The organism is Bacteroides bouchesdurhonensis (assembly GCF_900155865.1).
GTDB classification, from domain to species: Bacteria; Bacteroidota; Bacteroidia; order Bacteroidales; family Bacteroidaceae; genus Bacteroides; species Bacteroides bouchesdurhonensis.
The window spans coordinates 1,193,970-1,206,755 of the sequence record NZ_LT707006.1 but is presented as its reverse complement, the minus strand read 5'-3'; the positions used below and the strand labels follow the sequence as shown (position 1 = coordinate 1,206,755).

Genomic DNA, 12,786 nt, shown 5'->3' with positions numbered 1-12,786 from the left:
CTGACTGATTATTTCTTGTCTGATACCATATTGCAAACACATGCTCCCAAAGCGGCTTCTTCCTGTACATTGGATAAATACAAGGAATAACCAAAGCGTTCTTCAAGTGCTTGACGTATTAACGGATTCTTTTTTATGCCATTCCCCGATCCAACTAATATTGTTTTATTCTGTCTGACTGAATCAGGAATTAGCCGGAAGTAATCATATAAGCTCTGACTGATTCCTTTGACAAATCCCCGTATCAAATTCTCAGGAGTAAAATTAGAAAGAGATATATGGTCTATTTTCCCTCTTTTGTCCGGTTCCACTCGTGTTCCGCTAAATAAAGTTTCTACTTCGATACCGTCATTGGTATTCGTTTGATAGGGAATAGAAATCATACGTTCATACAGTTCATGACTGCTTTTCTCTATTCCTGTAAAAAGCTTCACCGTATCAGCGAAGAAATCCTTTAGCATAGCAAATGAGACACCACCACTTAAAGGAGCACCAACCAGAATATATCCTCCTCCGGGCAATGGACGGATATCCAGCCCTTCCACTTCCATATACCGATCTGTGTAAACAGATATTTGACTGCTAGTACCTACCGTTATATGTATGGAATGCTCAATGTCTTTCACTGATCCTAAAAATGCAGCTTGGTTATCACCAATCGCAACGTATACAGGAATATTTTCACAATACCCCACCAATGAACCGGAGGGTATAACTTCCGGCAATAAGGTTCTGTCTAAATGTATTGCGTCGCAAGCCGATACATCGAACAACAAACGTCTTTTATCGAAAAGTCCTAATCCGGCAGCATTGGAATAATCGATAAGCGGTTCATTTCGACGGCATAGCTTCATGGCCACATAATCCATAATGGTACACAGCTTATTGGCAGACGAAGGAACCAGATTGTTTTGTTCATTATAAAAGTGAGTGACCAATCCATAGCCCGTAGCCATCGGATATCCTGTTTCCTGATTCAGAAAACTTGCATAGCTTTGCCCTTCTTTATAAATCAGATTTCCCCTGCCATCCTGCCACGTATATAACGGACTGACAGCTTCACCGCATTTATCCACGTACAACATGCCATGCATCTGTCCGGAGAATCCGATTCCTTTTATATCAGTACATTGCTGTCTGAATTCCAAAAGGATTTCCTCTACAATATGAAAGATAGCATCCGCATCCTGTGTTTTCTCCCATTGATTGCCAGATATAATACTTGTATTATTATCCTTTACAATCGTGATGCAGTCTTCTGTCGATAGATTATAAGCGACACCACAAATAGAACTCGTACCTATATCAATTCCTACACAATACATATTTATCAGTTTAGTTTCAACTACATGAGATAAGGTAAAGGATTTACTACTTCTTCTTTACCCGAACTTTCATTTATCTTGGTATCCAAATCTCCATACCAATAGTTTGTCACTGCATAATCTACTTTACCCGGATTCCAACTCAACATTTCAATATCAAACCGGTATAATTTCTGAAATGGAATGCCATCCAGATTTCGGGTACGTACAAAAGCATTAAAACCATGTGAAGAAGGATTGTCTGCCCGCGGTGCACCTCCATATGGAGTGTGGAAAGGAACTACCGGTGCCCAAGAACAGTTGTAATGATCTTCCGTACCCGTCCCATGATGGGAAGGGAAGACATCATTATCCACCCATATTTTCTCATCTCCTTCACCGTACCAATCGGGAGCATAGTTAAACAATGAAAGCAAATCGCCTTTAAAGACTCCTCTACCATTGATTGTGATATAGTTCCACATATGATCCCCCTTATGGTCATCATATCGGTTTGATAATTCAATCCCTCTCTCCTGCTTCCAAGTCGTATGAAAATAAAGCGTGTTCTTGTTCCACTTCCAGTCTGACACATGTGCTCTGACATTCATCCAGACGGGGAATTCAAATAAGTTCTCCACTTCTATTTTAGCATTTTCTTTATAAGGCATTACCCAGCGTGATGTGATATGTCCACGACCGTCTGCATCCATATACCAGCTATCTACCTTCGGAGCTCCCAATCCTGCTCCTGAGAAATCTCCTAACGGTGCCCAGACTGTTTCTTTTCCATCAAAAGATATTTTGAGAATTAACTGTCGCATCATCTTCGCATAGTCTCCTTTCCGGCAATGTACATCAATAATCAATGAACGGACCGCATGACTTCCGGCAGGAAGTTCCAATGAGCTTTTTTGATTAGGGGCAATATCCATAGCAAACTCACGACGTTCGCCGCCTTTAAAAGTCGAAGGGTTCCAAAGTGCCTTGTTTACATCTTGTATCTTTTCCTGCATGATGTGGGAATGTACCTGTCCGGGATGAAACGTTTCGACTTCTGTTCCCGGGGCATAAGTGCGGTATTCTATCTCATGATATCGCGGTGACCAGGTATTTCTATCTTTATTGGGCTCTTCGAAAGTAATCCGACAGCTTTTCTGATAAGGAAGCGGAAACATAAATGTATTTCCTCCTGCACCTTCGGGGGTGTAATTGGTATGAATTAAAGAAAGTGCATCACCTACCCTGAAAGGAGCACGTGTCATATCGTAAGCGGGAATTACCAGTCGTGGATTTTCTTCGCCATCAAAATAAAAACGAAGGGTACCATTTTTTACATTTGTAGTCAGCCAGATACGTGTAACGACTCCCGGTCCTTCATAATCGAACATGACTTTTTCTACGCGACCTTGAATCGTGTCCAGTCTCATGCAGCCGAAACCATCGTCATTGGCATACCACCAGTCTTTATCAGGTGATACTGTTCGACGATCATAACTACTAATCATTTTACACGTATAATAAGGATCCGGAAACTCCGCTGCCTTTTCGAATGAAATCATTTCATCCAACAAAGTGCTTATTGTCACTTTATCGGACGCTATAGAACGACCTCCTATAATAATCAGTAAAGCCGCTAAACATATTCCTTTAATTCTATTCATAACTTTAGTTTATTAAATATCCGGAGATGAGTATCACAAAAGTACATTATTTTTCCACAAGTACATCATTACAATTAATTTATAATCGGTACTTATTGTAGATTTCATACTCCTACCCAGATAAAAACATCATTTCCTCTATCAACCTATCACCAACCTTCTGTATCCGCCTATTCATAGTAGTTTCAGAAGGTGATAGGTTAGTTTATAACCTATCACCCCATCTATCACCTATCACCAGTTTACTTTATGCTTCCCGGAAGCGTCTACACAGTAAAGAAACTAAATTCAACCGTATAATTAAATAGTTTCAACCGCCAGAACGAAGTGTTTCATATAGGAGAACGAAGTGTTTCACCCTATTGAAACAAAGTGTTCTATATAGTGAAACAGAGTGTTTCATGCCTTAGAACAAGGCATTTCTCTATATAAAACAAAGTGCTTCATACTACGGGCTGACCCAAAGTCCTTATGGTATATCTGAATGGACTGAGATAACCTATCCGAATCTGTAGTCAGCTCCGCCTTGAAAACAGTATTATTCTACTATAATTCTGGTCCTTTTATTGACCGGAACCGAATCCATGGTAACAATATCGCTTGAAATAGGATATACATAGGCTGTAAAATCAACATAATAAGTCGATCCTTTGCTCAACTGCGGAGCAGGCAGTTTCAATTCACCCACACGATTCAAACTCGTTACGTCTGTATTTTTCAGACATCCCTTGGTTACAACTTCACTTTCATCTTCCGACATTATTTTATAATCAATATAACTATACTTACAGAATGCCATACTGACCGCCGAAAGTCCTGCCCAATATACGTTTGGTACCCCATCTACTTCGACATAAGAACAAGTAGGTGGAACCAAATTATCCACCACCGTCCGAGAAATAGGTAAAGCTGTAATAGTAGCAGGTACAGAACGATTACCGGCATTATCCAAAGTATATACGGCAAAATCATATCCCGTAGCAGCATCCAACCCGTCAATCACAACAGAATCCACCATGTGGTCAAATAATTTCTGCTGTTTATCTGCTCCGTACTCAACCAGGATTTGTTTTGACTTTTGATCTTTTGGGACATCCCAAGCTAACGCTATACGTTCAAACCCAATGTAACTCCGCAAAGCCTCAACCTTACCGGAATAGTTATATTCCTGCAAATACTGTTTATAATTATCATCCATGTCCTCACAACCGATCAGACCGGCAAATAACAACAAACTTCCTACTATATAAATATATTTACGTTTCATAATTATCCGTTTTTATTTAGATTAATCATTCACCTTCCAACCCATATAACGTGATTTCAGAACCTACAGACACCATTCTTTCCGAAAATCCTTTGATAGCTTTAAATCTCAAATAACGGAATGGTTTAGTGTATTTGGTTTCTTTCGGGTATAAGATAAACTCATGTCCGGCCATTGCCTCCTGATCTGCTTCATAAGAATCCGCCGGTTTAATGATTTTATATGTTCCTACAAACTCCCAGTCTGTTATTCCGTCCGTCGGATCTTTGTCATCACTGATATACAATTGGAATGTTTGTACATTCTCATTACCATATTTATCGGATAAGCGTTGCCAGTAACGCACACGACTTCCTCTGACTGTTCGTCCCAAATCAATGAAATAAGAATATGGATATCCCCATTCCCCGGTATTAAAGATGTTATAATTTTCCGGACTCATCTTATAAGTTACATCATCCCAGAACTTCTCGATACGTCCTTCATAAGCAGCCGGTGGCGCATTTCGCAAACTGTCTTTTGTAAAGGCCTCTAAATACTCATCATAAGGTTGCTGGTTATCCGGGTTCGGATCAATATCATAATTCCAGCGATTTCCATACAACTTTTGGTTAGCAAGAAAAGTCCAACTTGATTTACTCAAAGGAGCATCAGCCAACGGTTTCAGGGTTCCACAATCCTGTACCCCGGAAACATTTCCGTACTGATCTTTCACATAGGTAGAAACCGTATAATCCTTATTCTGCAAGTTTTCTACCAAGAAGAAGCCGTCTTTTGAATTGGATGAGAGCACTTTCTCAGCAACAGCTTCCCCATCACTGAGACGTACATATACGTCTACCGTTTGCTTTAATTCATTGGTCCATTCGGCAATCAATGCAGAAAAACCCGGACGTATCTTCAATGTGGAAGCTACCATATTCGTATTGGCCTCCATCGGAGTAATCGTTTCAACTACCGGTACAGATACGTTACCGTTACGGTCTACGGAATAAAGTTTGACTTCATATTCTTTCACCTGCCCGAATCCTTCAATAAACAAAGTATCAGTGTATGTACTGCTCGTCTTCGATACTTTCTCACCGGAATCTACCGTATAATCGGCACGCACATATAAGAAGTCCGGATCATCCGGGATATCATACAAGAAATATCCTCCACCGTAATTGGGAACAAAACGTACATTAGAGATTTGTCCCGGTGCTGCCTTGTCACTACTACCTTCGTCATCGTCCGAACAACTTGCAGTGATCATAAACATTCCGCTTAAAAGCAACATTAAGCCATAATATATCTTTTTCATGTTCCTATTTATATTTTGTGAATACTTACTTTCCCCATCCCGGATTCTGCACCAGATTAGGATTTTTATTAATATCATCCAGCGGAATCGGGAACAAATAATTCTTAGGAGTCTCCCATACACGCGCTTGCAATTCAGTCACCTGATAAAAGTCTTCATAGGTACGACCGGTACGTGCGTTCCATCCTTTCACCGACGATACAAAGAACTCATTAGCACGTTTCCAACGGCAAAGGTCAAAATAACGGTGTCCTTCAAACGAAAGTTCAATCAACCTTTCTGTCTGTATGATTTCTCGCAATCCTTCTTGTGTCTGGTGTTTGTTTATATTCTTCACAATAGACGCATCGCTCCAAACAGTTTCTACTTTGGGTAGTCCGGCTCTTTTCCGCACTTCGTTCAAATAATGATAAGCGTCTTCACCCGGTCCGTAATACTCGTTAGAAGCTTCTGCATACAGCAAGTAAAGATCCGCCAGACGGATAATCGGATTCGGATAGCGAACCATACGAACAGCATACTCATTCAACGATTCCGGATGCACCAGTTTCTTGATAGCAATACCCGACCAATAAAAGTCATCCTGTTTCGTACCGTAACGTCCACCGGGGTATTCATCGTACTTCATATGCATTTCCAATTTGTTTTGATGATTACGCCAATAGCAATTATCAACGGCAATCCAACTGTAGAAACGTGGTTCGCGGTTCAAGTATAACTTAACAGTTTTCTCATTAGCCTGCATATAACCTAAATGATAAGTATCATCCGGAATAGTGACTATATCCAAACGGTTGTCATAATCAAAGGTCTGATCTTCATTGATGGGTACTCCATTTTTTGTATAATACAGCTCACCCATCCGATAAGTGGCACACAGCCATTGCCAACTATATTCCGACATTCCTTGATTATCCATTCGACGGCATTGAGAAGCATGTTGGAAAGTTCCTTGGTCGAAGCCACCAACATTTGAGTACCCCCATATTAATTCATCATTCCAAGGATCGACAATGGAATAACGATTATTATAACAATGTTCAATAATCTCCGATTTTCCCCAGATGTCTTTATCAAAAAATTCTATATTTGCTCCACCTTGAGCATCATATCTATACAACTTTTTGTTTCGTGCATGAGCTGCATCGATAGCAATCTTAATGGCATCCAACGCCCTCTTCCATTTCTCGTTATCTTTTTCCATCGGGAAAAACAACTCACCATCCACATTTCTAAAATTACTATAATACTCAGCATTCCCATTGAACAACGGGCTGGCTTGAGTCACTAATATAACAGCCTTAATCGCCTTAGCGATCGTACGGTCTACCATTCCCAAAAATTCATTGGGGCGATCGTCTTTCAGGTCTGTTTTCTCATTCCCGTTCTCATCATATAATACCTCATCAATCAAATCGACCGCATATTTGAAACAAACATCCACAGGCTGACGTTTCAAACGCACCTCACTCGGTGAAGCGGAAGGCGTCAGGTTCTTGTCTACAATACAAATAGGACCATACAGGCGAGTCAGATAGAAATGGTAAAAAGCTTTCAGTACCTTTACCTGCGCAATCCAATCTTTTCTATCTTCCTCTTTAATATCTTTTACCAGATGAATATTTTCCAGGAAAAGATTACAATAACGGATGCCTACATACAAAGACGCTGCATTTCTATTTCCGTTCCAATAACTTAAAAAAGGATCTTGAGCACTGTTCCATCCCTTCATTAATTTTTCACCGGGCATACGGCCACGATCTCCCGATTCACCTCCGTCCAGACGAACAATAAATTCATCCCCCGCAAGGTTCATAGAATTGTTTAACCAACCGTAATTAGGCATATACTCATAGCAAGCCGCCAATGCTCCATAAGCTTGTTTCTGCGTCTCGAACATACTTTCCAACTCAATGGTATTATCCGGAACAATATTCAGATAATCGCAACTGCCCATCCCTAGGACGATAGCCATCGCTCCCATAATATGTTTTAATGAAAATCTCATTGCTACTACTTTTTAAAAATCAAATTGAACACCTACATTATACACTCGCTGCAAAGGATATCCCAGTCCGTTGTCTCCCATTTCCGGATCCCATAAATCAAACGAACTGAAACAAAGTAAATTCAAGCCTGTGAAATAAAAGCGTACATTACCCAATCCCACCTTACGCAAAGCATGTTTAGGTAAAGAATAGCCAAGTTCTACGTTTTTCAGACGGAGATAACGCCCGTCACGCAACCACCAGGTTGATTCTTTTTTATAGTTATTCGAATTATCCTGGGTACTCAAACGAGGCCAGAATGCGTGACTGACCGGATTATTCTGGCTCCAATGATCGTCGGCAATATAAGATACCACATTCCGGTAATTCCTGAACGGAGATATTTTATAAGGATCTATAAAGAAAGAAGAATGTCCTTGTCCCTGAAAGAAGAAAGAAATATCCCAGTTTTTATATCCTGCCGATAAACCGAAACCATAACTCAACTCAGGTACTGACGGATAACCGATAGGAACTTTATCATTATCATTGATTATTCCATCATTATTAATATCCTTGTACTTAATATCTCCCGCCTGAGCTTTTGTTCCTAAATTCTGGACCGGAGAATTAGCTACGTCATATTCATCAATAAACAAACGTTCGGCTATTAATCCCCATTGCTGTCTTACCGGCCATCCTATAGTTCTCAGATATTCATCACGATAAGCGGGTTCTTCTCTTTCCGTAACCTTATTCTTTGCATAAGTAAAATTGAAACGACCTGTAACCCAAGCATCCTTATTGATCACATAATTCAGGTCGGCTGATCCGTCCCATCCCCATGATTTTACTTCTCCGACATTTCCCCAAATATCATTTATAATTCCCATCGTTGCCGGGATATGTGCCCGTTTCTCGTACACCTTCTCACGTTTTTCCATGAAATAATCCAGTTGGATATCCAACATTCTCCATAGATTAACTTCCACGCCCAAATTCTGTTTACGAGCGATTTCCCATGTGATTTCCGGATTAGCATAACGATTCACTTTCAATCCGCTATAAGATGTCAGAAAATCTTTTCCCCATGTATATCCGCCTTCTCTCTTTATATCCGATAAGAAATAGAAACGATCCCTCGGATCTGAAATATTATCATTTCCTACCAATCCGTACGAGTAACGGATCTTGAATTTTTCCATAACCTCTGACAAAGGTTGCCAGAAATCCTCATTCGAAATCATATAACCTACACCCATGGCAGGAAAAACACCCCAACGATGATCTGCATCAAACTTTTCAGAACCATTATAAGTCACACTGGCCTCTGCCATATATTTAGACTTATAAGCATAATTCGCACGAGCACGAATAGCTTGATTACGCTGTGGCAATGTAACCTGAATGCTTCCTTCTGCTGCCGTATTTTTATTTTCTTCCTGTGTATACACCAAAACAGCTCCCAATTCATGATCTTCATTCAATACATTGGCATAACTCAAGCCTGTTTCAAAATAAAAATGACTGTTAGCCGTACGAGTATTAGCAGGATCGCCCAGTACCTTAGTACCTTCTGCTATTTGAGACAAAGAATAGATATTAGACAGTTCATCGTAATCTTTGATATTATAGAAATACGGATTATATGAACGATTGCTGTCGTGTGAACTATCCGTCTTGATAGAGACTTTGGCATGAAAAGCAAGTCCATTAGTTAAAAAGTCCAACTTCTGGTTAAAGGAAAACTGCGACAAGATGTTACTTGAGAATCCATCCTTATACCCCTTCACCATATCCGCATACGGATTGGCCATGCTGTTACGGGGATTCATCCCGAAAAGTACATGCTCATCATAACGGTGCTCTTCATCCGTCAAATAATATTTAGGAAATTCAACCGGATTAGCGTCCATCACTCTGTTAAAGATATCGTTTGCCTCCACCGAGGGACCTGTATAATTCTGAAAACGAGAATTCATATTAACCTCAAAAGAAGTCGTTTTTGTCAATTGTAGATTGACTTTTGCCGTTACATCATAAGTACCGATATTAATATTATTCTGAAAATTATTCTTTTTTTCATTCTTCAAGATACCGGTTTCATTGGTATAAGCAGCCGCCAAATAGTATTGAATATCTTTGCTACCCCCACTTACATTCAAATAATAATATTGATTGTATGTAAAGTTCTTAAACAACTCATCATACCAATCTACATTAGGATAAGCATATGGATTGACTCCGTTAATCGTATTTTGAATCTTTTGCGCTTCATAGTAAGGAGGCAACAATGGATTATCATTGAACTGTGCCTCATTATACAATTTCATATAAGTCACCCCATCTACCGTTTCAGGAATCTTAGTAGGTGTAGAAAAACGTGATTCATGACGGAAAGACACCCGCGGCTTTCCTTCCTTTCCTTTTTTGGTTGTTACCATAATAACACCATTTGCACCTTTCGATCCATATAGTGCGGCAGCAGTCGCATCTTTCAATATTGAAAACTGTTCGATATTATCTGGTTGTATGCGAGCCAAATCATTCGCTGAGATTTCAAAACCGTCCAATAAAATCAAAGGAGAAGATGAATACCCGAACGTAGTCACACCACGTACAAAAAATTCCGCATTATCTTTACCCGGTTCTCCACTTTTTTGATAAGAGATCACTCCTGCCAATCGTCCTGCCAACGCAGCTGTTAAGTTTCCAGTTGGCAACTTAAGTTCTTTAGGATTAATGGTTTCAATAGCCGAAGTCATACTCTCCTTTTTTTGTTTACCAAAGGCAACAACTGTTACATCCTGCAATTCATTGGCTTTCGTTTCAAGTTTTACAACTAAAGATTTCTTATCACCAATAGTTACTAACTTTGTCTCATATCCCACATAAGAAATAAGTAATTTGTCTGTCGGCAATACTTCAATTTCAAATTTTCCATCCAAATCAGTAATAACACCTTTAGTGGATTTGTCTACCTGAACTGTAGCTCCCGGAAGAGGAGTATCCAATTCATCAAACACAACTCCTGTTACTTTCAACGGTTCTTGATCAGCTGCCGCCAACACCTGATTAAAAACGGAAGTCCCCGCCATACATAGTAACAGTAAAAACAGTTTAAGAATACCGACCGGTTCTTTTTTCGTGTTTTTAGAATGTTCCATAATTCTACATTTAATGATTAACGATAGGTTTATAAATTCAAATTTTGCAATCTATTCCTCAATAAAAGGTCAATGTACCTCGCTGTAAAATCTATCAATACCTGATTTTACAGATCAAAACAGAAATAAAAATTAAGTAGTATTCATGATAATAGTGTTTTTTGTAGTTTACATATTAAGCATCATCTCGGCACAAAACTATGAATTTGACTAGCTGAGAAATATAAAATTTATTTCAAATGCTATCAAATTTGATACTTTACACTAACATTTGCCTATTATTTATTGCACATATGTAAATATTACAAGCAAAACACATTTACAAATCAAGTTATCCCCAAACAATCCTTACCTCAATCTCACCAAATTCCGTCACTCCATTGACTAATCTTTATGTCTTTAATTTCTGCACTTCCATTTTTAAGGAAAAAGAAAAGTTTATGCCCCTTTTTCTCCGGCAGACGATTGATTATTGACCTTTTACCATTAATATTCATATCAATAAATTCATCTTTCAGTATTAGATCCAAGGTAATTTCCCCCCTTAAATTTTTTACCGTATTTATTCCGGTGTTATAAATGAAAGCACTCTCTTTATTAGCGTTCAGTTCAACCTTATATCCTCTGTCTCTTGAGTCAGTAGCTCTGACAAACAAGCCGACCTCATCATAATTAGTTAGTGGCTTTATTTTCATTGTGATCCGGTAGTTCACCGGTAGTTCGGAAAGAGAAGCGACACTGGTTCCATTGGGAGAATTCAAAGTCAGTTTACCATTCGAATATGAAACCGTTTTGCTGTCAGCAGGAATTTCAACTTCCGGCATCCGGATAGGAGTCATGGCAGGAAGAGACTCTGATAAGAACTTTGTATTCAATGTACCATCCGGCTCTTGCACTACTTCTCTTAGAAGCATATTTCCACCCCAGATAGGTCCATCAAAGTCCTTATTATTACTTCTACAAGGCATATACGCCACTGCTATCCTTCGATTATCTTTATATTCCGCTGTCTTATACACACTTGCCCACGATTCCACGAAAGCTTGTGTCGTAGGATATTCCCACGGTCCATAGGGTTTTCTTGATTTTACGTAATAAGTGTCTCCACCTATACTATATAATAAATAATACCAGCCATTCCAATGAAAATAGTCAGAACATTCAGGAGTAGCCACTTGTCCCGTCAAAGGCGAAGTTACTTCTTTCCAATCTTTCAGATTGGTCGATATAAGATGAACCAGATATCCTCCGAACCCTTCTAATTCGGGCTCTTTCTTATATCCCGAAATAAAAAGATGGTATGCACCTTTATCATCCTTGAAAACTTTGGGATCACGAAAATCCCGGCTTACGCATTCTTCAGGAGCATAATAAAAAGGATTGGGTGCTTGCTTTGCAAAGGAAACTCCTCCGTCTTCACTCATCGCATAGCTCAATTGTTCATGTACTTTTCCATCATTATCTTGTACCCGGGTTGAATAAAAAGCATAGAATTTACCTTTGTCAGCAATTACAGAGCCTGTACAAATTGATTTCTCCCAATCTTCATCGATACCAACAGCTACCGGATAATGCTTCCACTCCACAAGATCCTTGGAAGTACTCAACGCCCACTGATGTCCGCCCAAACCACCGAGACCGGCATGATGTCCTTCATCCAGCAGCCAATAAATATAAAATGTGCCTTCATGATAATAGGGCATACAATCACCTGTGAATAAACGTTTTTCCACAGGCTTGAAATACTGAAGATTGCTAGTTCGTTGAATAGAAGGATTATAATCTTTCACTACTTGCGCAGAAACATTCATCGCAAATAAGGTCAGTGACAACAACAGTTTGATTCTCATAATATCATTATTTTAAGTGTTTGCACGTTTTACGGCAACAAATATAAAGTATCTTTTTATAATAAGCAAACATATATGTAATATTTCTAAATAAAATAAGCATCCATTTTAATAACATATATGGAAACAACAAGATTACATATATCCTTCTTTTATTAAATGTAGGTTCGATATCATTTTTGCATTTATTCAGATATACGACTTACTAATCCACAAAATCTTATTATATTTGCAAAATATATC

General features: G+C 39.1%; 7 protein-coding genes. All 7 read right to left on the bottom strand.

What is annotated here, in order from left to right; genetic code table 11:
• Positions 1-8: 8 nt before the first annotated feature.
• The 7 genes from CZ225_RS04815 to CZ225_RS04785 all read right to left on the bottom strand — a co-directional run bounded on the left by CZ225_RS04815 (position 9) and on the right by CZ225_RS04785 (position 12,543).
• Positions 9-1,325, bottom strand: coding sequence for a sedoheptulokinase (locus CZ225_RS04815; RefSeq protein ID WP_077153171.1), 1,317 nt, complete (start codon positions 1,323-1,325; stop codon positions 9-11).
• Between the two features lie 20 nt (positions 1,326-1,345).
• Positions 1,346-2,968, bottom strand: a complete 1,623-nt coding sequence (locus CZ225_RS04810) for a glycoside hydrolase family 172 protein (protein ID WP_077153170.1) — start codon at positions 2,966-2,968, stop codon at positions 1,346-1,348.
• 538 nt (positions 2,969-3,506) lie between these two features.
• On the bottom strand, positions 3,507-4,235 hold the full coding sequence (locus CZ225_RS04805; protein WP_077153169.1) for a DUF4998 domain-containing protein: 729 nt from the start codon (positions 4,233-4,235) through the stop codon (positions 3,507-3,509).
• Between the two features lie 25 nt (positions 4,236-4,260).
• Entirely contained in the window at positions 4,261-5,538 is a 1,278-nt protein-coding gene (locus CZ225_RS04800; RefSeq protein WP_159441750.1) for a DUF4959 domain-containing protein, read from the bottom strand.
• Between the two features lie 25 nt (positions 5,539-5,563).
• Positions 5,564-7,546: a RagB/SusD family nutrient uptake outer membrane protein gene (locus CZ225_RS04795; protein ID WP_077153167.1), complete on the bottom strand. Its 1,983-nt coding sequence runs from the start codon at positions 7,544-7,546 to the stop codon at positions 5,564-5,566.
• Between the two features lie 12 nt (positions 7,547-7,558).
• On the bottom strand, positions 7,559-10,693 hold the full coding sequence (locus tag CZ225_RS04790; protein ID WP_077153166.1) for a SusC/RagA family TonB-linked outer membrane protein: 3,135 nt from the start codon (positions 10,691-10,693) through the stop codon (positions 7,559-7,561).
• Between the two features lie 359 nt (positions 10,694-11,052).
• Positions 11,053-12,543, bottom strand: coding sequence for a family 43 glycosylhydrolase (locus CZ225_RS04785; protein ID WP_077153165.1), 1,491 nt, complete (start codon positions 12,541-12,543; stop codon positions 11,053-11,055).
• Positions 12,544-12,786 lie beyond the last annotated feature (243 nt).